Source organism: Pyxidicoccus fallax (assembly GCF_012933655.1).
GTDB lineage: Bacteria > Myxococcota > Myxococcia > Myxococcales > Myxococcaceae > Myxococcus > Myxococcus fallax.
In genome coordinates, this window is record NZ_JABBJJ010000065.1 from 22182 (window position 1) to 43909 (window position 21728).

At 70.3% G+C, this 21728-nt stretch carries 20 protein-coding genes; 9 read left to right on the forward strand and 11 right to left on the reverse strand.

Annotated features, from left to right (window positions below; translation table 11 throughout):
* Positions 1-44 precede the first annotated feature (44 nt).
* From HG543_RS16115 to HG543_RS16125, 3 genes are all read left to right on the forward strand, one after another.
* Positions 45-1004 (forward strand): ornithine cyclodeaminase family protein, encoded by a 960-nt coding sequence (locus tag HG543_RS16115; RefSeq protein ID WP_169345656.1) that lies wholly within the window; start codon positions 45-47, stop codon positions 1002-1004.
* A gap of 372 nt (positions 1005-1376) precedes the next feature.
* Positions 1377-4160, forward strand: coding sequence for an Ig-like domain-containing protein (locus HG543_RS16120; RefSeq protein WP_246357063.1), 2784 nt, complete (start codon positions 1377-1379; stop codon positions 4158-4160).
* A 489-nt stretch (positions 4161-4649) separates the two neighbouring features.
* On the forward strand, positions 4650-7481 hold the full coding sequence (locus HG543_RS16125; RefSeq protein ID WP_246357064.1) for an Ig-like domain-containing protein: 2832 nt from the start codon (positions 4650-4652) through the stop codon (positions 7479-7481).
* Between the two features lie 15 nt (positions 7482-7496).
* On the opposite strand, the gene HG543_RS16130 is transcribed toward HG543_RS16125, so the two are convergent.
* The 3 genes from HG543_RS16130 to HG543_RS16140 form a co-directional block, all read right to left on the reverse strand.
* Positions 7497-8063 (reverse strand): imm11 family protein, encoded by a 567-nt coding sequence (locus HG543_RS16130; RefSeq protein WP_169345659.1) that lies wholly within the window; start codon positions 8061-8063, stop codon positions 7497-7499.
* Between the two features lie 20 nt (positions 8064-8083).
* Entirely contained in the window at positions 8084-9388 is a 1305-nt protein-coding gene (locus HG543_RS16135) for an AHH domain-containing protein (protein ID WP_169345660.1), read from the reverse strand.
* Between the two features lie 104 nt (positions 9389-9492).
* A complete protein-coding gene (locus HG543_RS16140) occupies positions 9493-9972 on the reverse strand; it encodes a cupin domain-containing protein (RefSeq protein WP_169345661.1) in 480 nt (159 codons plus the stop codon).
* A 278-nt stretch (positions 9973-10250) separates the two neighbouring features.
* Between HG543_RS16140 and HG543_RS16145 the strand changes: the two genes are divergently transcribed.
* Positions 10251-11135, forward strand: a complete 885-nt coding sequence (locus HG543_RS16145) for a DUF2381 family protein (RefSeq protein WP_281404412.1) — start codon at positions 10251-10253, stop codon at positions 11133-11135.
* Positions 11135-12985, forward strand: coding sequence for a serine/threonine protein kinase (locus HG543_RS16150; RefSeq protein WP_169345663.1), 1851 nt, complete (start codon positions 11135-11137; stop codon positions 12983-12985). Before HG543_RS16145 ends, HG543_RS16150 begins: the two co-directional genes overlap by 1 nt.
* Before the next feature lie 94 nt (positions 12986-13079).
* On the opposite strand, the gene HG543_RS16155 is transcribed toward HG543_RS16150, so the two are convergent.
* The gene (locus HG543_RS16155; protein ID WP_169345664.1) at positions 13080-13466 is read right to left on the reverse strand and encodes a helix-turn-helix domain-containing protein; all 387 of its coding nucleotides are present in this window, start codon (positions 13464-13466) and stop codon (positions 13080-13082) included.
* A gap of 313 nt (positions 13467-13779) precedes the next feature.
* Here HG543_RS16155 and HG543_RS16160 point away from each other — a divergent pair, with 313 nt between their 5' ends.
* The gene (locus tag HG543_RS16160; protein WP_169345665.1) at positions 13780-14151 is read left to right on the forward strand and encodes a sensory rhodopsin transducer; all 372 of its coding nucleotides are present in this window, start codon (positions 13780-13782) and stop codon (positions 14149-14151) included.
* Positions 14152-14164: 13 nt separating this feature from the next.
* On the opposite strand, the gene HG543_RS16165 is transcribed toward HG543_RS16160, so the two are convergent.
* On the reverse strand, positions 14165-14701 hold the full coding sequence (locus tag HG543_RS16165) for a hypothetical protein (RefSeq protein WP_169345666.1): 537 nt from the start codon (positions 14699-14701) through the stop codon (positions 14165-14167).
* Between the two features lie 400 nt (positions 14702-15101).
* Between HG543_RS16165 and HG543_RS16170 the strand changes: the two genes are divergently transcribed.
* Positions 15102-15377: a hypothetical protein gene (locus tag HG543_RS16170; protein ID WP_246357065.1), complete on the forward strand. Its 276-nt coding sequence runs from the start codon at positions 15102-15104 to the stop codon at positions 15375-15377.
* Between the two features lie 6 nt (positions 15378-15383).
* Here HG543_RS16170 and HG543_RS16175 read toward each other — a convergent pair whose 3' ends face one another.
* Positions 15384-15731 (reverse strand): response regulator, encoded by a 348-nt coding sequence (locus HG543_RS16175; protein ID WP_343073374.1) that lies wholly within the window; start codon positions 15729-15731, stop codon positions 15384-15386.
* A 322-nt stretch (positions 15732-16053) separates the two neighbouring features.
* Here HG543_RS16175 and egtB point away from each other — a divergent pair, with 322 nt between their 5' ends.
* Positions 16054-17394, forward strand: coding sequence for an ergothioneine biosynthesis protein EgtB (gene egtB, locus HG543_RS16180; protein ID WP_171817832.1), 1341 nt, complete (start codon positions 16054-16056; stop codon positions 17392-17394).
* Positions 17395-17398: 4 nt separating this feature from the next.
* Complete coding sequence (gene egtD / locus HG543_RS16185; protein ID WP_169345669.1) at positions 17399-18415, forward strand: L-histidine N(alpha)-methyltransferase; 1017 nt, start codon at positions 17399-17401, stop codon at positions 18413-18415.
* A gap of 442 nt (positions 18416-18857) precedes the next feature.
* Here the strand turns inward: egtD and HG543_RS16190 are convergent, their stop codons facing one another.
* The 5 genes from HG543_RS16190 to HG543_RS16210 all read right to left on the reverse strand — a co-directional run.
* Positions 18858-19046, reverse strand: a complete 189-nt coding sequence (locus HG543_RS16190) for a hypothetical protein (protein ID WP_169345670.1) — start codon at positions 19044-19046, stop codon at positions 18858-18860.
* A gap of 282 nt (positions 19047-19328) precedes the next feature.
* Positions 19329-19802 carry a CoA-binding protein gene (locus tag HG543_RS16195; protein WP_169345671.1) on the reverse strand — a complete coding sequence of 158 codons (474 nt, stop codon included), beginning with the start codon at positions 19800-19802 and terminating at the stop codon, positions 19329-19331.
* Between the two features lie 79 nt (positions 19803-19881).
* The gene (locus tag HG543_RS16200) at positions 19882-20436 is read right to left on the reverse strand and encodes a hypothetical protein (RefSeq protein ID WP_169345672.1); all 555 of its coding nucleotides are present in this window, start codon (positions 20434-20436) and stop codon (positions 19882-19884) included.
* The gene (gene bacM, locus HG543_RS16205) at positions 20436-20894 is read right to left on the reverse strand and encodes a bactofilin BacM (protein ID WP_169345673.1); all 459 of its coding nucleotides are present in this window, start codon (positions 20892-20894) and stop codon (positions 20436-20438) included. Before bacM ends, HG543_RS16200 begins: the two co-directional genes overlap by 1 nt.
* A 3-nt stretch (positions 20895-20897) precedes the next feature.
* On the reverse strand, positions 20898-21728 hold an 831-nt coding region (locus HG543_RS16210), incomplete at its 5' end, for a ParB/RepB/Spo0J family partition protein (RefSeq protein WP_169345674.1).

A 21728-nucleotide genomic window follows, 5' to 3' on the forward strand; every position in this document is an offset into this window, starting at 1 on the left:
GCGCCAGCATTCCGTGCGCCCGCACGTTGCTATATAGCGCCGCCATGCCCACCCTCATCCTCAGCGCGAAGGATTTGCGCTCCCTCTACACCGTCGAGATTGGCATCAACGCCGTCGAGCGTGCCTTCCGGGCCCACGGCCTCGGCGAGGCCCTGATGCCCCCGAAGGTGTACCTCTCCCTTCCCAAGTACGACGGCGACTTCCGCGCCATGCCGGCCTTCCTCGACGGGGCCGCGGGCGTGAAGTGGGTCAATGCCCATCCGCGCAACCCGGAGAAGCACGGCCTGCCCACCGTGCGCGCCCTCTACATCCTCAGTGACCCGGACACCGCGTCCCCGCTCGCCATCCTCGACGGCACCCTGCTCACCGCGTGGCGCACCGGCTGCGCGGGCGGCGTCGCGTCCAAGTTCCTCGCGAAGAAGCAGCCGCGCACGCTCGGCCTCGTGGGCTGCGGCGTCCAGGCCCGCGTCTTCATCGACGCGCACCGCGCCATCTACGGCGAGCTGGAGCTGCTGCTCGCGGACTCCTCCGAGGCCGCCGCCAAGGCGCTCCAGGCGGAGAAGGGTGGCCGCGTGGTGAGCCTGCAGGAGGCCTGCGGCGCCGACATCGTCTGCACCTCCACGCCCGTGCGCTCGCCCATCGTGAAGCGCGAGTGGATCCGCCCCGGCACGCACATCAACGCCATGGGCGCCGACGCCCCCGGCAAGCAGGAGCTGGACGCGCGCATCCTCCTCGACGGCCGCGTCTTCATCGACGACACCGAGCAGGCCACCCACTCCGGCGAGGTCAACGTGCCGCTGCACGACGGCCTCATGAAGGAGGAGCAGATCGCCGGCACCCTGGGCGAGGTCATCGCCGGCAAGAAGGCCGGGCGCTCCGGGGACGAAATCACCATCTTCGACTCCACCGGCCTCGCGCTGCAGGACGTCGCCCTGGCCCGCGCCCTCTACGACGTGGCCCTCTCCCGCGGCGTCGGCCAGTCGCTCGACATCGTCGGGGGCTGATTCCCTGCCCGCCCCCCAGGCGACACAATGCCTGTCACTGACGCGTAACGGAAAACCGAGGGTTGTCTTCAACCCTCGAGCAGACAGGGAAGTGTCCGAACCTCGGCTACTGGACGCTTCCCGTCCAACGGCAGTATTCCGGCATTCACCGCGCTGTCTGGGGGGATTTCCTTTCATTCGCAGGACGTCCGCGCCGTGCGGGGCCAGGAGGCTTGCGCACGCGAGGGCCGTCGTGCGTCTCGAGGGCGCCCCGGTGGACCGCGCGCGGTGCCAATCCCTGGCACCTGCCGTCGTCCCTGGAGCGTCATGCATTCCCATACACCCCCGCCGCACGCGCGGCGCCTTCCCGCCTTGTCATGGCTGGTGGCGCTGATGGCGGCAATCCTTGCCCTCCCCGCGTCCGCCCAGACGCAGACCAACACCCAGGCCACCCAGCGCGCCATCAACTTCCTCAGCGCGGACGTGGTCCACTGGACCCAGGAGAACAACTGCGTGGCCTGCCACCGCCAGGGCGCGGTGGTGTACGGCATGGCGAACGCCAAGGCCAACGGCTACGACATGAACTTCGTCGCGGCCAACGGGCGGACCAACCAGCAGAACCTGGACTTCCTCGCCGGGCGCATCCGCACGGACCAGCTCGCCAACGGCTCGTGGATTCACGACGGCAGATTCTACCGCAACGAGAAGACGTCCTTTTCCGTGTTCGGCCTGGCCGGGTACGACCAGAACGTCTCCACGCAGTACAGCTCCGCGCTCGTGGCGGCGGCCAACTGGGCGCTACTCATTCAGACCGGCGGCCGGTGGCAGTCGGACCACGCCAGCTTCCCGGTGGACCACGGCAGCGTTTCCACCACGGCGCGCCTCATGACGGGCCTCGCCCAGGCGAAGCAGCGCGTGGACCCGGCGCAGGCCGCGCGCTACCAGGCCGTGCTGGATTCGGCCGCCGCCTACCTGCGCAACAACCTCAACAACAATGACACCTCCGCCGCTGGCGATGGCATGCCGTACACGTTCCAGATGGCCTGGGCCATGGTGGGCTTGAAGGCCGCGGGCCCCGGCCCGAACGAAGCGAACACCACCGCGCTCGACCAGCTCGCCGAGCGCCTCATCAACCGCCCCTCCGCCGGAGGCGTGCCGGGCTGGGGCAACCTGGCCAACGAGGCGGCCAACGACTTCGCCACCGGCAGCGCCATCTACGGCCTGTGCCTCGCGGGCCGAGAGCCCGCCACGGAGCCGCGACTGCGCAACGCGATTGAGTGGCTGAAGACGCGCCAGTCCGCCGACGGCAGCTGGCGCACCGGCGCCGCCACCTTCGACATCCCCACCACCTTCGCGGCCCTGGGCCTGTCCTGCTTCGGTGACTTCAGCGTCTTGGTCTCCGTGGACGGCGCGAGCCGTCAGCAGCTCGGCGTCAACATCCCCGGCACGCAGCAGGCCCTCTTCACGTTCAAGGTGAAGAACCACGGCTACCAGGCGGACACGTACACGCTGAGCGTCCCGGGCGGCCTGCCCGGGTGGAGCGCGACGGTGAGTCAGCCCACGCTGTTCCTGCCCGCTGGCGACGAGGACACCGTCACCGTCACCGTCACCGCCCCGCCGCTGCTGTACCCCGCGCTCACCTCCGAGTTCACGCTCATCGCCGCCTCGGGTGGAGCCCCGGGCGTGTCCGGCTCCGCGCGCGCCACCGCGTACACCCCGCCCCTGCCTCCCGTGACGGGCACCGCCACCACCACCATCATCCAGACGCCCGCCGCCAATTCCCGCATCGTCATCGGCACGGGCGGCACGCTGTCCGCGCGGGTGACGAGCGGGGGGACTCCGGTAACGGGTCCCACCCGCGGCGTCGTCACCTTCTACGTCGCGGGCGTGCCCGTCGGCGCGGACACGGACGAGGACGGCGACGGCCTCTACACCTCGTCGTGGGTGCCCGCGGTGGACTCCTGGACGATGACGGGCGCGCAGGACTACCGCGCGGTGTACTCCGGCGTGGAGCGGGCGCCGCCGCTCGCCAACCTGCTGGGCAGCCTGGACTCGCGCACGCTCATCATCGACCCGTTCCCGCACCTCACGCCGAACGTCACCATCGGCAACCCGCCGGCCTTCACCCGCGAGACGGAGCTGGACATCTGGGGCTACGTCACGCCGCGCACCAACGGCGCCGTCATCGAATACGCGGCCTTCATCATCAACGGCGGCCCGCCCATCGTCCTCACGCCGGGCCACGGTGGCTACGTCGGCACGCACATCACGCTGGCCGATGGCCCGAACATCATCCAGCTGACCGCGCGTGACTCCTTCGGCGGCGTCACCACGAAGCAGGTCAACCTCACCGTGGACCGCGTGGCCCCCACCCTCACCATCCTGTCGCCGGTGAATGGCACGTCGCTCGGCGCGTCGCTCGTGACGGTGACGTCGTCGGTGGAGGACCAGACGCCGGTACGCGTGGAGACCCAGTGGGCTCACGTGGCGCTGCTGGAGTTCGGCGACGGCACCGTCACCGCCAGGGTCAACATGCCCAACTACGGCGAGCAGGGCATCCTGGTGCGCGCCACGGACAGCGCGGGCAACGTCACCGACCGCGTCGTCACCGTGTGGCTCGACCCGGGCACGCCCACGGTGAGCACCACCTTCGCGGAGGGCCAGCTCCACGGCCCGATGCCGGGCCACCAGTTCAGCTACGGCGTCAACGTGCAGACCGTCTCCGCCACCACCGTGCGCGTCAACGGCGGAGCGCCCATCTCTCTGCCGCGCGGCGGCGGTCAGGCGCAGCTGACGGCCACGCTGGTGCCGGGCGTCAACACGTTCAACATCACCGTGACGAGCGAGACGGGCGCCACCACCACCCTCATCCGCCGGCTGAACTACGACGTGCAGGCCCCCGTGGCCACGCTGCTCAGCCCGGCGCCGGGGAGCACCGTCAGCGGCATCATCACCGTGCGCGCGCGCGTCACCGACAACTACGCGACGGTGAACAACCTGGGCATCAGCCGCGACATGTCCAGCATCCGCGCGGGCGTCCTGCAGGCGGACGGCACGTGGACCGCGGAGTTCGACACCCGCGAGCTCGTCGACGGCGCGCACACCCTGGACTTCTGGATGAACGACGGCGTGGGCAACTCCACCATCCAGAGCTTCACCTTCAACGTCGACAACTGACGTCACCGGATGACGCCGCGCGTCCACCGCGCGCATGACGGACGGGACGCCGCGGCCGGCAGCATGGGCTCGCGGCGTCCCGTACTTCTTTCAGGGGTCTCCGTGGAGGCTGGGTCCAAATGCACCAGCCTCCGCGCGCGGAAAACGCGCAAGGGCAGACAGCCCATTGAAGACAGGATGACAACCCTTTCGCGGATGTCTGTGTCGCAACACGGGTAATCACAGTCATCCGGGTCTGGGTCCCTTCCGCATCATTTCACGCACTGCTGTGTCGCTATTGCCTCGGGGTGGACATCGACCCTTGTCGCTCGCCTGAGTGACAGGTGCGCAGCCCAGCAGGCGTGCGTATTTCATTGGGGGCGGTTTCTTGCGCCCACAGCGATAGCGGTATCCTCTCAGACAGGCAGTCCGTCCCATGAGCGCGGGGGGCGCGCACGAGACGGCAATGCCCCCCGTGCCCCCATGCTCAATCGCGCCGCTAAACCATTCATGTATCGCGCCCTGACATCACGGGGCTGGTTCGTCATCTCCGCGATGCTGGTGTGGCTGCTCGCACCCGCGGCGCGCGCGGCCACCAACGCGGAGGCCGCGCAGCGCGCCATCAACTTCCTCAGCGCGGATGCGGCGAACTGGACGGTGCGCTTCGGCTGCACGTCGTGTCACCGGCACGGCGCGGCGATGTTCGGCCTCGCCACGGCGCGCGCCAACGGCTACGACCTGGACGCGCCGACGTACAACGGGCGCACCAACCGGCAGAACCTGGAGTTCATCCTCGAGCGCCTCCAGTCCGAGCAGCGCGCGGACGGCTCCTGGATTCACCAGGGCAACTGGTATCCCCTGTCGAAGTCGAGCTACTCCGCCTTCGGGCTCGCGGGCTACGACGCGAACGTGGGCACGCAGTACACGGACGCGCTGGTGCGCGCCGCGGACTGGGCGGTGCGCACGCAGGACGCCCAGGGCCGCTGGAAGGAGGACATGGCCTTCTACCCGGTGGGCTATGGCCACGTCGGCTCCACCGCGCGGTTCATGACGGCCATCTCCCAGGCGAAGCAGCGCGTGGACCCGGCGAAGGCCGCGCAGTACCAGGCCGCGCTGGACAAGGCGGCGGCGTACGTGCGCGCCAACATGAACAACACCACCGACGGAGCCCTGACGGACGGCCAGCGCTACACGCACCAGACGGCGTGGGCCATTGTGGCCCTGAAGGCCGCGGGCGCGGGCGCCTCGAACGAGAACACCGCCGCCATCAACACCCTGGCCTCGCGGCTGCTGGCCACGCCCACGCTGGCCAACGCGTCCGGCTGGGGGACGCTCGCCAACGAGGCTCCGGACGAATACGCCACGAGCCTCACCCTCTACGCGCTGTGCGTCGCGGGACGGAAGCCGGGGGCGGACGGGCGCATGTCCGGAGCGCTCGAGTGGCTCAAGTCGCGCCAGGCCCCCAATGGGAGCTGGGGCGCGGGCACGCGCTACCCGGACATCCCCACCACCTTCGCCGCGCTCGGGCTGGCGTGCTTCGGGGACCACAGCGTCGGCGTCTCCGTGCAGGGGCCGGTGCGCAGGCCCCTGGAGCACGACCTTCCGAGCGGGCAGACCGCCTCGTACGCGTTCACGGTGCGCAACAACGGCTACAAGGCGGACAGCTACACGCTGAGCATCCAGGGCGGACTGCCCGGGTGGACGACGTCGCTGGACCGGACGACGCTGGCGCTCGGGCCGGACGCGTCCGCCACCGTCATCCTCACCGTCACCGCGCCGCCGGGGCTGGCTCCCTCGCTGGCGTCGGATGTCATGGTGGTGGCGGCGTCGGAAGGCGCGACGAGCGTGAAGGGCTCCGCGCGCGTCACCACGTACACCACGCCTCCGCCGCCCACCGAGGGCCTGGCGACGACCACCACGCTGCTGGCCCCCGAGGACGGCGAAATCACCGTGGCGCTGAACAACACGCTGTCCGCGCGCGTGGTGGACGGCCGGGGCTGGCAGGCGCGAGGCCCGGGCATGGGCGTGGTGACCTTCATGGTGGCGGGCGTCACGGTGGGCGCGGACAACGACGCGGATGGGGACGGCGTGTACTCGTTCGTCTGGAGGCCGCGGACCTCGACGTGGGATGAGTTGGGGACCCAGGATTTGCGCGCGGTGTACTCAGGGGTGACGCTCCTGCCCGAGCGGGAGAACCGGCTCGGCAGCACGGCGTCGCACGCGGTGGAGGTCCACCCGTCGCCGTACCCCCGGCCCTCGGTGACGCTGTGCGGACTGCCGGGCTTCACCGACCGGTCGGCGCTGCACGTGTGCGGCTACGTCACGCCGCTGGCGCAGGGCGCGAGCATCGAGTCCGCGGCATTCATCCTCCACGGGCAGAGCTACCCCGTGGTGCCGGATGCGAGCGGCGGCCTGGTGGCCGTGGACCTGCCGTTGAGGGATGGGCCGAATGTCATCCGGCTGGCGGCCACGGACACGTTCGGCGAAATCGACAGCGAGGAGGCGACGGTGATGGTGGACAGCACCGCGCCGGAAATCATCCTGCTGTCGCCCACGCCGGACGCCGCGCTGAGCGCGTACAGCGTGGACGTGCGGATGACGGTGCGCGACTGGTCGCCCGTGCGCGTGGAGACGAACTGGGTGAACGTCAGCCAGGTGCCCGCGGGCGGCGGCAACGTGACGCACACGGTGGGGCTGGGCGCCGGGGAGAACGCCCTGCTGATTCGAGCGACGGACTCGGTGGGCCACGTCACGGAGCGCGTGGTGCGGGTGTGGGTGGATGCGCAGGCGCCCTGGGTGGGGACGGGCCTTCCGGATGGATGGCTCGTGGGGCCACAGCAGGGGGACGTGATGTCCTACGACATCGGCGTGTACTGCGCGTCCTCGACGCAGGTGACGCTGTCCACGGGTGGGACGTACGCGCTGCCGCGCGGAGGCGGCGGCGTGCAGGCGCGGCTGAACCTGGTGCCGGGGACCAACACGTTCACGATTGACGTGAAGAGCGAGACGGGACTGCGGACGTCGCTGACGCGCACGGTGCGCTACGACAACTCGGCGCCAGAGGCGGAGTTGCTGGTGCCCGTGCCCGGTGGGACGTACAGCGGGCCCATCGTGCTCACGGCGCGGGCGACGGACACGCTGAGCGGGGTGCGCAGTGTCGCGTACACGCGGGATGGCTCGGGCATCCGGGGCGCCACGCTCCAGGCGGACGGCACGTGGACGGCCGAGCTCGACACTCGCGAGCTGGTGGACGGCGCGCACACGGTGGAGGTGTGGCTGGAGGATTGGGCGGGGAACTTCGTCATCCGGACGTTCCCCTTCTCCACGAGGAACCGGCCGTAGCGCGAGGCGCGAGGGCTACGCCTCCTCGAACTTCGTGCCGGTGATGCCGGCGTCCTCCAGGGCGGCCTTGAGGTCCTCGGAGACGACGAGGGCCACCGTCCAACCCCACGGACGGAAGATGCGGGCGTCGCCGACCTTCGTGGGGTCGATGCGCATGCCACGGACGTTCCGATACCAGCCCACCTTCTCCGGAGGTTGCCCGTCCTCCGGCGTGAAGAAGGCCACCTCCGCGCAGCGGGCATCGTCGATGCAGCGGATGATCTTCAGTGTGTTGAGAATGAAGTAGGGCCCTTCGTGCCCGTCCACCGTGACGGGAATGAACTGCACTTCCTGGATGCCCAATCGCTCGAAGACCTGGACGCCACGCTCGTGGATGACGGGGATGCTGAAGGCGGCCCAGCTGTATTCCAGCGGACGCCCGGGAACATCGAGCGTGAAGCGCGGCACGCAGCCCAGCTCCAGTCTCCGCCCCTCCTTGAACTGCCAGGGGTCAATCTCCTCGCCACGTGCATCCAGGGGCGCTCCGAGCTGCCAGCGGCCACGGGTGCGCCTGTCGTCCATCAGCTTGAAGTATCGACTCATGCCTCACGCTCTGCGAAGGACTACGTCCTGGTTGCCAATCGATTCAGTGCTGAGCCTGGGGTGCAAACCTCGTCGGCGAGCTTCTTCAATTCTTGCGTCAGCATGGTTCGACACTGTTCCCGACCGTTGCATCGCGTGAACACGGCCTCGAGCCGCTCATAGACGTTCACGTGGTAGTCCTCGGGATGAGGCCCTTGATGGCCTTTGAGATAGACGAGATTCGCCGAGTCATCGAGGCTCATTCCCGCCCGCGCGAAGAACCGCTGGAACAGCGGCGTCCAGGGGCCTCCATGTGCCGGAGAGATGTCGTTCTTGTTCGTGGCCAGGTGATGCCACTGGTACCCGTCCTTCTTCACCGAGCCATCGGCGCACGCACTGCCCGCCCCGCCTGATGCGGAGCTGGTCGCGGTGCCCACCGCCACCCCACTGACCACCAGCGCGCCGTCCGCCACCATCTGCACCGACGTCGCGCTCTGCCACGTCAGCCCTCCCGGCATCGCGTACCGGGACGGCGTGAGCAGCGACCAGAGCCCGCCCTCGGGCACCTTGGGCAGTGTCCTGCCCACGCCGAAGCTGGCCACCAGCACCAGCGTCCGCAGCGCCGTGCCTCCCATGGCGCGCCCGAAGCGCTCCGCCACTGCTTCCAATTCGTCCACCGTCCTCGCCGACTCCGCCTCTTGATAGAGCTGGTAGCAGGCCAGCCCCAGGTTCCTCAGCTCCAGCAGGCCCACGGCGATGGCCAGCCTCACCGTCAGCGCCGCGGCGAAGGCCTTGGAGAAGACCGGCTCGGGCAACGCCCAGGCCGCCAGATACACCGTCACCGACAGCGCCACGCTGGCCAGGAACGCCGGCGAGCTGAACAGCTCCTCCGCCGCGTCCCGGATGCCCGGGCCCATGTAGCGAGTCGACCGCCTCAGCGCGAGGAACACCCGGCTGTGCTCCACCGAGTCGGGCAGCGGCAGCCGTGAAGGGCCGTACCGCGCGAGGAACTCCTGCCGGAGCTGAAGCTCCCACGAAGCCGGTGCTCCCGAAGCCCCCGCCATCGCAAGTGCCCGCTGAAGACGGGGCTGTGGAGCCCGCCGGAGCGCCTGATGGAAGCCCGCGAGCACCGCGCGAGCCTCTTCCGGGCTCAACTCCTCCAGCGCGGGCACGGGCGCTCGTGGGCTGAAGTCGAGCCGCACACGCTCTCGGGATAACCGCGTGGCCCGGACACCGCTCGGCGCGCCGCCCTCACCCGGGTGCCCCTCCGGTGAAGTGGCACACGAAGTGGGCAGGACACAGCAGCAGACCAGGGCCAGGCGCAGCAGCAGGAATGCGGTCTTCATGCCCGGACAGCTTGCATGACCCTCCACGCTCTCCGCACCTCAGCGGCCAGGCCACGCCCAGCGGGCACAACACCCTCACAAATTTCGAACCCGGCCGCGCGTGACTACGGGCTCCCCTTCGCGAGCTGCCGCATCACCTCCGACAGCTCGGGGTACATCGCGGCGAGCGACTCCGCGGATGGCATCTCCCAGTCCGAGAAGTCGAAGCCCGGAGACACGGTACAGCCGACCAGCGTGTACTCCCCCTGAGGCACCGCGGCCTGCAACACGCCCGCATGCACCACCACCTGCGGCCGCTCGCCCTTCGTCACGTCCCGGCCCATCACCACCCTCTCCAGCCGGCCATCCGCGCCGACCAGGAGCAGCTCCAGCGGGTGCCCGTCGTAGAAGTGCCACACCTCGTCCGAGGTCACCCGGTGCCACGCCGCGAACGACCCTCGGGGCAGCAGGTAATAGATGGCCGTGCCCGCGGAACGCGGACCTCGCGGCGTCTCCACCGTCAACGACGCACGGTACATCTCCCGGTAGAAACCACCCTCGGGATGGGGCACCAACCCCAGCCCGCGCACGAGCTCATCGACCATGGCCGCGCAGTCTACGCGCCCATGCCCCTACGGCCGTGCCTCGACCCGGCGGCGGCGCGGCCATCGAGTCACATTCGTCGCTCGGATGACAGCCGCGAGACGGCGAGGAGCCCCTTCGGGCAGCGAGGACCCGGAAGCGCCTCCGACTCCCACGGAATCCACGCCTTCAGCCACCCATCCACACGCCCCCCCTCCCCCGGGCGCTCCATGTCGTTCCCTCCTGCTAGGGTAGCAACCCAGGAGGTAGTCAGCTCTTGCCCCAACCATTTTCCCGGGTCATGCTCGCTCTTACCACCTTGGCAGGTATGACGGCGGCTGCCGGGGACGCGAGCTTGGAGCGACAGATGCGTCAGCGGCACATCACCCTCTCCGCGGAGGCCCCGGCGACCCCGCACATCGTGCACGTGGCCGTGGGGACCGCCACCGTGCTGCTGTTCGACTCGCCGGTGCTGCCCGCCAGCCTGGAGCTCGGTGCGTCGCGAGAGCGGTTCGAGCGCATCGACATCACCGAGCGCGCCCTCATCCTCCAGCCCCGCCTGGAACTGGCGTCCCAGGAGCGCATCCCCCTGACGCTGCGCTTCGCCGACGGCCACTTTCCCAGCCGGGTGACGCTCGCCCTCATGGCGCGGCCCGGAGAGGTGGACCTCCAGGTCCGCGTCTTCCGCACCGCGCTCGCGCCCGAGGCGCTCGTGGAACACCTGGGCGCCATGCAGGCCCGCTGCGAGGACTCGGGGCGCTTCGCCAACCTCCTCTTCACCCGCAACCTGGGGGACGGCATCGTCGCGCGGGAGCTGAGCTACCGGGTCACGGGGAAGGCCGGTCCCCTGATGGTCCACCGGGTCGGTCCGCGGGCATTCCTGGGGGCCGACCTCCTGGCCCTCGAAATTCCCCTCTTCCTCGTGGAAGGGCATCTCTCCTGGCGCCCTGGCCGGGTGGAGGTATTCGTCGAGGCGACCGGGGAAGAAGTTCCCATCCGTTCGATGGACCTGGATGTGCAGGTACTCCAGCCCGGGGCCATGGGGCGGCTCGTCGTCGAGTTCCGGGCACGCCCGTCCTTCCCGTCCGAGCGGCTGCGGATCCACCTCCACGAGCAGAGGGGCCCACGCGGTCTGCAGCTGCGGGATGTCCACATTCTCCGGAGCCCCGCGGAGGAACGACATTGATGGTGACGCACCCGCTGGCCCTCCAACCCGGCATGTCCGTGGGCCCCTGGCGCATCCTGGCGCAGCTCGGCTCGGGCTCCTTCGGCATCGTGTTCCAGGTGGAGCACGAGGGGCGGCTCCACGCCCTCAAGTTCGCCCTGAGAAGCCCCGGCAGCGAAGACCTCGACCACACCGACGCGCGTTCCATGAAGGAGCTGGCCTGTCTGCTCCAGGCCGCCCACCCGAACGTGGTCCGCGTCTGGGCCCACGGCCGGTGGCCCGATGCGCGGACCGGCCATCACTACGTGGTCATGGATTTCGTGGAGGGCACCACCCTGGCGGACTGGGTGAAGCAGGCCCGCCCGTCAGCGCGCAGGGTGGCGCGCCTCTTCTCCAGGCTTGCCCGGACCCTGGGCGAACTCCATGCGCGCGATGTCTTCCACCGCGACCTCAAGCCCTCCAACATCCTCGTGCGCGCCGTGGACGAGGAACCCATCCTGGTGGACTTCGGCAGCGCGGACCATGCCGAGGCGCCGCCGCTCACCGAGAGCGCGCTTCCTCCCGGCACACCGCACTACCGCACCCCGGAGGCACTGCGCTTCCACCGCGAGCACCACGCCCGGCCCGACGCGCGCTATCCCTTCCGGGCGACAGACGACCTGTACGCCCTGGGAGTCACCCTCTACGAAGTGCTGGCGGGTGTACCGGCCTTCTCGCCCAGCCTGCCCCGGGAGCTACTCGTCGAGCACATCGAGGAGCGCCTGCCACCTCTTCCCTCTTCGCTGAACCCGCGAATTCCCGCTCCGCTGGAAGCCATCGTGCTGCGCCTGCTCCAGAAGCGGGCCAGGGACCGGTTTCCACATGGCGAGGCGTTGCACTCCGCCTTCGAGGACGCACTCCGTGCCGCGGATCCCGAGTGGGACGTCCCCCTGTTCTCCCCGGAGCCCACGAAGGAGCCCGCCTCCTCCACGCGGCGGACTCCCTCGGACATCTCGTCACGTGCGCTCCATGTCGGCCCGCTCGCGCCCCCAGCCTCGGCACAGGCCCGACGGCCCGCGCCCGCCTCGCACCTGTCGGCTTCTCCAGCCTCTTCTCCGCCCCGTTCCCGCCGCCTCGCCTCCTGGCATCTGCTGGGCGCGGCGGTGCTCCTCGGCCTGCTGGCCGTGCTGTCTCCCTACGAAGCACTCCAGGCCCGGGCCACGCCTCCACCCGCCATCGCGTCCCTCCAGGTGAAGGGTGTCACCGAAGCGCAGCCCCCCATCCCGACGTCGGGTATGGAGGGTGAAGCTTTGGAGGAAGAGACCGTGATGAACCCGATGACTCCTGGAACCCCCAAATGGAAGCGCTCGCTGCCGACCTGCCTCGCGGGCCTCGCGGCCGCCACCAGCCTGCACTGCGCGAGCACGCCCCCGCCCTACGCCACGCCCATGGCGGAGCAGCCGCGCAGGGACCAGCCCTGCTCTCCCGTGGCGCTGAGCAGCATGAAGACCGCGTTACGGGAGTATGGCGAACCGGCCGAGCTGCCCCTGGTGGGAACTGTCCAGCTCGACTACCTCCAGGACTTCGTCCACGGCGACAGCCTCGAGGGGGGCCTGAGGACGGGCGTCATCACGAGCATCACCCGCGATGACCGCGCCTTCCCGAGCAACACCCTCCTGCATGGCTGGGTCTGGGTGGACGGGGATGAGGCGGAAATCCAATGGCACGAGGCCTCCATCCCAGGGAGGGGGGACATCCCAGGGAGCCGTATCTCCATCTGTGCCCGGGTGGGGAACCTGAAGCGGCGCAAGGTCCTCCACTCCGAGGAGTCCACCCCGAAGAAGCCCGTCTGGGTGCGGACCGACCACTACGTGCTCGTCGAGCGGTGGTGACGCGCATGGGGCCCTCCCGAGCCGCCCTGCATCGCGCCACCGTCACCGCGGCCCGGGCCCCCGCGCCCTCACGGCGCCGGAGCCCGGCGGGGCCTCACTTCTTCTTCTGCTGCATGGCCGAGGCGACCAGGTTCATCAGCTTGAGCTGCACGGGGGACAGCTTGCGCAGGTTGCGCATCAGCCGGCGCATCTCCGGCGTGTCGTCCTCGCGCACCTTCACCGGGCCCGGCGCCTTGTCCTTCGCGGGCGGCGGCGCCGCGAGGTTCTCTCCCAGGCCGAGCAGTTCGTGCGGCGGCACATTCAGCACCACGCACAGCCGGCGCAGGTTCTGCACGCTGGGCAGCATGTGGCCCCGCTCCAGACGCCCGTACACCTCCGACGCCATGCCAATCCGCTCCGCGACATCCGCCTGCGTCAGTCCCATTCGCACCCGGGCGGCCCTCGACGCGGCTCCCAGCATGCTCGCCAGTTCTGTGTCCATGCGTGTGTCAGTCCACGAAAGGAGGGGCCCCGTTCCAGGCGCCTCGGAGGCCCATAGATAACCCTCAAGGTCGGGTACTTTCACCATACCTTCAGCGTTTTTTCAAACAACCTCGCCCCTGCGCGCCGGGGCCCGCACGCGCCTGGATTCCGTCACGCGCGGGCAAGGGCCCGCCGTGCTCCGTCACGCGCGCCACGGCCCCTCGCGGGGCGCGTCGCCTTTCCCACGAACGGTGTCACGGGCCCTTTGCGCGAGCGCTCGGCATGCGCACGCTCGTGCGCGACTTCACGCCTCGCGCAACGGAGCACCGCACATGGATTCCATGGGACGCCGCAGGTGGGCCATCGCCGAGGGCTACATTCCCAGCCAGAGCACCGGCCCGGCCCCCGCGATGACGAGCCACGAGACGGCCTGCCTCCTCAACACCGGCGAGCGCGACGCCCACGTCGAGCTCACCCTCTTCTTCAAGGACCGCGAGCCCGCCGGGCCCTACCGCGTCACCGTGCCCGCGCGCCGCACGCTCCACCTGCGCTTCAACGACCTACAAGAGCCGGAGCCCGTGCCTCGCGACACCGACTACGCCAGCGTGCTCGTGTCCGACGAGCCCATCGTCGTGCAGCACACCCGCCTCGACTCGCGCCAGGCGGAGAACGCGCTCATGACGACCATCGCCTTCTCGGAGTGAGCCCGCGCGCCTGTCAGCTGTCCACGCCCCGCGCCGCCGTCGCCGCCTCTCCCGCGTCCAGCAGCGCGCGGCGGCGCTCGGCGGCGGTGAAGAACACGGCCAGGGGCAGCCCCAGGAAGACGGCGTGCAGGACAATCTGCGGGAACTGCGGCACGCCCAGGAACCACGGGTAGTAGCCGCGCCCGATGAACTGGAAGCTCACCAGCCACACGGCGATGCCGTACAGCATCCCCACCGCCGATTGGAACTCCCAGCGCCCCCGCCCGTCCGGCGGCAGCATGGCGTCCAGGAACGAGTAGACGAGCCCGGCGACGGCGGACAGCGCGAAGTGGACGCCAAACCCCACCAGGAGCGCCGTGGCCGAGGACACCTGCGGCGTGAAGGCCGGAGGCCCCAGCGCCACTCCCGCGGACATGCGCACCGGACGCATGGGACTTTCACCCGTCGCCACGGCCAGCACCACTTCCGCCAGCGCCAGCACCACGCCCGCGGCCAACCCGAAGAGCAGGCCGTTCGTGGCGGACCAGGGGGTGTACCTCCGCCGAGCCATCGTGCCTCCTTGCCAGGGGCCGCCGCACGCTTCCGGCCCACGCGTCAACGTGGCCACGCGCGACGCGGGCGGGCAGCCGGTACACGGCGGAGGCTCGGGGCTCCGCCTCCCCGGCGAGCACCCGGGCACTCACTCCGCGCGTCCCACCCAGGGCACGCGGGACACCTTCGAGGGCACGCGCCGTCCCTCTTCACGCCACCGGGCGACCGGGCCCCCTCGCGCCCGCGCACCATGCCGGGGGGCTTCCGGACTGTCGTTTCTTCCCGGTCTCCAGGCAGGAATCTGTAACTCCTTCACCCTGGGTAGGCGTGCACCTGGGCATATCGTTGAAACGCCGAGGAGGCGCGGGCGGCACGCCGTTGGCATGGGCAGACGTCGGAAAGGAACGACGAAGCCGGGTATGCCGCAGCTCCATCATCGCAGCCAGGGTCCACACCGCGTGCACTATGCGCCCCAGGCCTGGCGCGAGGTGGGGCGGATGCCCGCGGAGACCTTCGCGGCGCTGCAAGGGGTGCTGGAGCGGCTCGGGGACGCCCACCTGCGCGCGCCCGAGGCCACGGGCGGGCGGGCCCGGCACCCGGTGCCCCAGCACGGGTTCGAGCTGGAGTACTCGTGGGACGAGCGCTCGCGCACGCTCACGCTGCTGGGGCTGGTCCGCGTGTCGCACGCGCCTTGAGTCCCGCTACGCCGAGGGGCCGCAGAGCGAGAACACCGCGTCCAGCAGCTCCTCCACGATGAAGGGCTTGCGCAACAGGCCCCGCGCGCCCGGCGGCGCCTCCGTGGAAACGGCGGTGAGCACCAGCACGGGCACGCCCTGCATGCGCGGCGTGTCGCGCATGCGCGCGAGGAACTCGTGCCCGTTCATCACCGGCATCATCAAATCCAGCAGGATGAGGCACGGCCGGCGCATGTGCGCCAGCTCGTCGAGCGCCTCGCTGCCGTTCGCGGCGATGGCGACCTCGTAGCCCTCCCCCTCCAGGATTTCCGCGATGGCGGCCCGGATGTCCTCGTCATCCTCCACGACGAGCACGGACCTCTGCGGCGCAGCGGTACCCATGCGCGAAAGCATAGAAGCCCCGCCTCGCGCACCGCGACCCACGTCTCCTCCCGAGACCGCTTTATTGGACAGAAATTCGCCCTCGCGCGCGAGGGCGGAATGGCCGTTCTGGACTATTACGTTTGAGCTGCAACCACGTGATGAAAACGTCCCGGGTCTCGAAACGGAAGGCGGTTCTGGCCGTCCAGCAGGTCACGTCCGCGTTGGAGCAACGTGCAGTCCCACACGGGAGTCTCGGGCGGAGGTGGGCCCGGGCTTACCTCCGCGAGGGGCGGCTCCCTAGGTTGGAGGGGTGATGTCGCGTATCGCAGAGGGGCAGGGAGTGCCCCGGCAGGGCGGTGAGCCGCGCGCCTGGAAGACGCGAGCGTGGGCCGAGCTGGAGACCTCCCGCGCGCGCGTGCTGGGCATGCTCGCGGGGCTGCCGGAGGCGGAGCTGTTGCGGCAGCACTCGTCGCTCATGTCGCCGCTCGTCTGGGACGTGGCGCACGTGGCGAACTACGAGGAGCAGTGGCTGCTGCGCGCGCTGGGCGCGCCGGCCTTCACGGACGCCGCCTTCGACGCCATCTACGACGCCTTCCAGCATCCCCGCGCCACGCGCTCGGAGCTGTCGCTGTTGAAGCCCGAGGCCGCCTTCGCCTACGCCGCCCGCGTACGCGAAGCGGTGCGCGAGCACCTGGACTCGCTGCCCGAGGACTCGCCCGAGCCGCTGCTCGCGGGAGGCTACGTCTTCGGCATGGTGGCGCAGCATGAGCAGCAGCACGCGGAGACGCTCGCCGCCACGCTGCAGCTGATGACCTCCCTGGAGTACCGCGTGCCCTCGCCGCGCCCCCGGCCGCGTCCCGGCGCGGTGCCGCTGGCGGAGGTGTTCATCCCGGGCGGCCCGGTGCGCCTGGGCAGCGACGGCGCGTGGGCCTACGACAACGAGCGGCCCGCCTTCGTCACCGAGGTCGGCCCCTTCCTCCTGGACGCGCACCCGGTGACGAATGGGGACTACCTCGTCTTCGTCGAGTCCGGCGGCTATGAGGACCCGCGCTGGTGGCACCCGAAGGGCTGGGACTTCGTCCAGGCGCAGGGGTTGAGACACCCGCAGTTCTGGCTGCCGCAGGGCGGCCACGTCTGGCTGCGGCGGCGCTTCGGCGTGGTGGAGCCGCTGCCGAAGGACGAGCCGGTGCAGCACGTGTGCTGGTACGAGGCGGACGCGTACGCGCGCTGGGCCGGCAAGCGGCTGCCCACGGAGGCCGAGTGGGAGAAGGCCGCGCGCGGCTCGGACGGCACACCGCGCGAGCACCCGTGGGGCGACGCGGCGCCGACGGAGGCGCACGCCAACCTGGGCGGTGGCACGTGGGGCCCGGCGCCGGTGGGCAGCTACCCGGCGGGCGTGAGCGCCGACGGCGTGTGGGGCCTGTTGGGCGACGTGTGGGAATGGACGGCGAGCGACTTCCGCCCGTACGCCGGCTTCCGCGCGTTCCCCTACCGCGAGTACTCCGAGGTGTTCTTCGGCGAGGACTACAAGGTGCTTCGGGGAGGAGCGTGGGCCAGCGCGCCGGTGGCGGTGCGCAATGGCTTCCGCAACTGGGACTTCCCCATCCGGCGACACATCTTCGCCGGGTTCCGCTGTGCACGGGACGTGAGGTGAGGTGATGCGGGTGAGGACTGCGCAGGTGTTGGGAACGGGCACGCCGGGAGCCTCGAGCGTGCGGGTGGACGTGTACGTGAAGCCCGGCGACGCCAAGCGCGCGCTGCGGGCCGAGGCGCTCGAGGGGCTGTGCAACACGCCCAAGGAGCTGTCACCCAAGTGGCTCTATGACGAGCGCGGCAGCCAGCTCTTCGACGACATCACCCGGCTGCCGGAGTACTACCCCACGCGGCGCGAGCGCGAAATCCTGCTCGCCCACGCGGGGGACATCGCGCGGCTGAGCGGCGCGGACACGCTGATTGAGCTGGGCAGCGGCACCAGCGAGAAGACGCGCCTGTTGCTGGACGCCATGGAGGAGGCGGGGGCGCTGGCGCGCTTCGTGCCCTTCGACGTGAGCGAGGCGTTCCTCCGGCGCGCGGCGGCGTCACTGGCGCGCGAGTACCCGGGCATCAGCGTGCACGCGGTGGTGGGCGACTTCGAGCGGCACCTGGGCCAGCTGCCCGGCGGCGGGCGCCGGCTGGTGGCCTTCCTCGGGGGCACCATCGGCAACTTCAAGCCGGCGCAGCGCGCGCTCTTCCTGCGCGAGCTGTCCGCGGGGCTCCAGCCGGGGGACGGGCTGCTCCTGGGCACGGACCTCATCAAGGACCGCGAGCGGCTGTACGCCGCGTACAACGACAGCGCCGGCGTCACGGCCGAGTTCAACCGCAACGTGCTGCGCGTGCTCAACCGCGAGCTGGGCGGCGACTTCGACCCGGACGCCTTCGAGCACTTCGCGCCCTTCGACGAGGAGAACGCGTGGATCGAAATGCGGCTGGTGTCCCGCCAGGCGCAGACGGTGTGGCTGTCCACGCTGCGCCGCCGGGTGGACTTCGCCGAGGGCGAGGTGCTGCGCACCGAGGTGAGCTGCAAGTTCCGGCAGGCCCAGGTGGAGGCCGAGCTCGCCGGGGCCGGGCTGACGCTGACGGAGTGGTGGACGGACGCCGCGGGCGACTTCGCGCTGTCCCTGGCCCTCAAACGGTGAGGGCCGTGAAAATACTTGTGTTCACCACGCAACTCCGTTGCGATGGGGTGCGAGAATGAAGTGACGCCGGACGGGTGTGGCCGGCGCTCAGGTCCGACAGGGCCGGGGACCTGAATGGCCCCTCCTCGGAGCAGGGAAACGCGGCGGAGTGACTCAGGGTCTTCTCAGCCCTGCTCGCGTCCCTCTTCGGGCGAGGAAGGTCCACACACCCCCGCGGGGGGACTCATCGGGCGCGCGGATGGAGATAGCCCCACCGCGACGCCCGATGGTTTTGCGGGTCCCGGGAGCACGCGTCGCGTTCCACGGCAGGGCTCACGCGGAAGGACTTCGTGCGTACCGCACCACCGGAGTGGGTGGGCGGGGGTGGGAAGCGGCTCACCGCGCGAGGGCACGGTGTGACGGGCGAGGCCGCGCGAGGGGCCTCACCCGGGTGCGACGGCGCTCAGCGGCGCGGCGGGTTGCGGCGCGAGGGCACGCGGACGGGGACGGGCTGGGCCTGGGGGCGCGTCCACGCGGCCCAGAGTCCCGCGACCACCGTGGCGATGACTCCACCGGCGACAATCACCTGCTCCCCCAGAGGTCCGAGGTCCACGGTGGCGAAGTGGAGGGGGAGCATTCCGGAGAACGACATGCGGGGACTCCTGGCAAGGCACTGCGTGGGAGGTCCTGATGGGTCCGTATGGGCGCCCACCGCGGGCCGGGGAGATGAAGGTTAGGAAACCGTGGCCAATTACGGAAGCCCCGTTGCGACGATGGCGACGCGGCGTGCACGGAAGTGCACCCACGGTCCTGTCCTCCAGGGCATCCGCTCCGTCACGATGTTCATAACGGGTTGGACACGCGACGCACGCCGGTTGTTCACGAGGGCGCCTCGCCTGCCTGGTTCCTCGTGGAACCCGGGGCACCCACCGCGTCAGGCGGGAGCGCCCGAGCCGGCGGACTCCTGCCGCTCCTGTTCGAGCTTCATCAGCTCCAGCTTCATGCACCGGTCCTGCACCACGCGGATGCCGGCGCGGGCCAGCCGCTCGGCCGCGGCGTCATTGCGGATGCCGAGTTGGAACCACACCGCCCTCGGCTTCTTCGCGAGCAGGTCGTCCACGTGCGCGTCGATGTCCTCGGGTTTGCGGAACACGTCCACCACGTCCACCGCGCCGGGCACGTCCGCCACCGCCGAGTACACGGGCTGCCCCAGGATGGGCTCGCGCTCCCCGTGCACCGACACCGGGACGATGTCGTAGCCGTGCTTCTGGAGATAATGGGGCACCGCGTACGCGGGCTTGTGCGCGTCACGCTCGGAGCGGATGCCCAGCACCGCGATGCGCCGTCCGCGCGCGAGCACCTCCTGCACGCCGGCATCGTCCTCGACGAGGTTGTCCTTCCAGTCCATGGCCGCCTCCTTCACCGGAAGGTTGCCACGGCGCGCCCGGCCGGCGAGTGCAACCCCGCCGCCGGACGCCTCACGCGGACTACTTCGGCGCGGCCTGGACCTCGATGTTGCGGCAGGCCTCGGTGGCCAGCCGCACGTCCTCCGGCGAGGCGCCGGGCAGCGTCGCGCAGAGGAACAAGTCGCTTCCCACGCGCCGCGCGCCGAAGAAGCCGGGCGCCTGGACGCCCACGCCACCATCCGCCAGCTTCGGCGCGAAGGTGATGCGCAGGAGGGAGTAGCTGTTCGCCTCCTCCTCTTCCTGGTCCAGCGACAGCTCGTAGCCCTTCAGCTCCTCGCGGACGCGGTCGGCCAGGGCATCCACGGTGGGCATCTGCTCGCCCTGCCCGCGCCGCAGGTCCACCCGCAGCACCGGGCGGCCGGGCGGGCCCGCCTGGAAGCTCTCGTCCGGCGCCACCTGCGCGGACCAACCGTCCGGCAGCGGCACCTTCACGCCCGAGCGCAGGGGCGAGGCGCGCTCCCCGCTGTCCGCCGAGGCCACCGCAGGAGGGGCGTCCTCCTGCTTGCAGCCCTTGCATCCGGACAGCAGGGCGAGCGCCAGCACCGTGGCCGGCGCGATGTGCGTCCCGAGGCGCACTACTTCTTGTCGCCGCCGGGAGGAGGAGGCCGGGTACCGCCGCCGGCGCCCAGGTTCTCCATCTTCAGCGAGCCCTCGAAGATGACGCCGCGGTCCATGGACAGCGACGGCGTCTCGAGGTTGCCCTTCACGCGGCCGGGCGTCTTCAGCTCGATGATCTGGGTGGCCTTCACGTTGCCTTCGACCTGCCCGTTGATGATGACGGTGCCCGCCTGGATTTCGGCCTGCACGCGAGCGCCGTCACCAATGACGAGCACGTCCTTGGTGATGATCTGCCCGTTGAACTTGCCGTCGATGCGGACCTGCCCCTCGAAGGTGAGCTTGCCCTCGAACTCGCTCCCCTTGCCCAGGAGCGTGTGGACTTCACCAGAGCGCTGCGACACGGATTCCTCCTCCCGCCTGAACAGAGGCTTGCTGCTGCTGGGTGCTTCTTCTTTTTTCCCGCCAAGGAGCGCCACGTCCTACTCCTTCCTGAGAAGCTTCAAGAGCCGGTCGAGGTCATCGTAGGAGAAGAAGTCCACCTCGATGGTGCCCTTTCCGGGGCTTCGTTCGGTGAGCCGAACTTTCGTCCCCAGCCGACGTTGAAGCTCCTCCACCAGTGACTTCACCTGCGGGCTCTGCTTCGGCGCCGACTTGCCCGCATCCTTCTTGCCGTGAGAGCGACTCTGCTGGACGAGCCGCTCCGTGTCACGCACGGAGAGCTTCTTTTCCGTGACCTGCTTCGCCAGGTTCTGCAGCTCGGGCAGGCGCGGGACGCCCAACAGGGCCCTCGCGTGGCCCATGCTGAGCGAGCCGTCCGCCACCATGCCCTTCACGTCCTCGGGCAGCGCGAGCAGCCGGAGGGCGTTGGCCACCGTGGAACGCTCCTTGCCCACGCGCTGGCTGACCTGCTCCTGAGTGAGCTTGAACTCCTCGACGAGGCGCCGGTAGCCCTCGGCCTCTTCGATGGGGTTGAGGTCCGCGCGCTGGAGGTTCTCCACCAGCGCCAGTTCGAAGGCCTGGACCTCCGTCACATCCTTGACGATGGCGGGCACTTCCTTGAGGCCGGCGGCCTGGGAAGCGCGCCAGCGGCGCTCGCCGGCGATGATGCGGTAGCCGTCACCGTCCTTGCGGACGAGGATGGGCTGGAGGACGCCCTGCACCCGGATGGACTCGGTGAGCTCCTTGAGCTTCTCCTCGTCGAAGTGCTGGCGCGGCTGCTCCTTGTCGCGGTGGATGGACTCGATGGGCAGCTTGATGACCCCCGCCTTGTTGGCGGCCTGCTCGGCGGCCTTGCCGGCGGGGGCGGGGGC

Coding starts and splice junctions, on each gene's coding strand:
- HG543_RS16115 (WP_169345656.1), top strand. CDS start 45: ATGCCCACCCTCATCCTCAGCGCGAAGGATTTGCGCTCCCTCTACACC.
- HG543_RS16120 (WP_246357063.1), top strand. CDS start 1,377: ATGGCGGCAATCCTTGCCCTCCCCGCGTCCGCCCAGACGCAGACCAAC.
- HG543_RS16125 (WP_246357064.1), top strand. CDS start 4,650: ATGTATCGCGCCCTGACATCACGGGGCTGGTTCGTCATCTCCGCGATG.
- HG543_RS16130 (WP_169345659.1), bottom strand. CDS start 8,063: ATGAGTCGATACTTCAAGCTGATGGACGACAGGCGCACCCGTGGCCGC.
- HG543_RS16135 (WP_169345660.1), bottom strand. CDS start 9,388: ATGAAGACCGCATTCCTGCTGCTGCGCCTGGCCCTGGTCTGCTGCTGT.
- HG543_RS16140 (WP_169345661.1), bottom strand. CDS start 9,972: ATGGTCGATGAGCTCGTGCGCGGGCTGGGGTTGGTGCCCCATCCCGAG.
- HG543_RS16145 (WP_281404412.1), top strand. CDS start 10,251: ATGCTCGCTCTTACCACCTTGGCAGGTATGACGGCGGCTGCCGGGGAC.
- HG543_RS16150 (WP_169345663.1), top strand. CDS start 11,135: ATGGTGACGCACCCGCTGGCCCTCCAACCCGGCATGTCCGTGGGCCCC.
- HG543_RS16155 (WP_169345664.1), bottom strand. CDS start 13,466: ATGGACACAGAACTGGCGAGCATGCTGGGAGCCGCGTCGAGGGCCGCC.
- HG543_RS16160 (WP_169345665.1), top strand. CDS start 13,780: ATGGATTCCATGGGACGCCGCAGGTGGGCCATCGCCGAGGGCTACATT.
- HG543_RS16165 (WP_169345666.1), bottom strand. CDS start 14,701: ATGGCTCGGCGGAGGTACACCCCCTGGTCCGCCACGAACGGCCTGCTC.
- HG543_RS16170 (WP_246357065.1), top strand. CDS start 15,102: ATGCCGCAGCTCCATCATCGCAGCCAGGGTCCACACCGCGTGCACTAT.
- egtB (WP_171817832.1), top strand. CDS start 16,054: ATGTCGCGTATCGCAGAGGGGCAGGGAGTGCCCCGGCAGGGCGGTGAG.
- egtD (WP_169345669.1), top strand. CDS start 17,399: ATGCGGGTGAGGACTGCGCAGGTGTTGGGAACGGGCACGCCGGGAGCC.
- HG543_RS16190 (WP_169345670.1), bottom strand. CDS start 19,046: ATGTCGTTCTCCGGAATGCTCCCCCTCCACTTCGCCACCGTGGACCTC.
- HG543_RS16195 (WP_169345671.1), bottom strand. CDS start 19,802: ATGGACTGGAAGGACAACCTCGTCGAGGACGATGCCGGCGTGCAGGAG.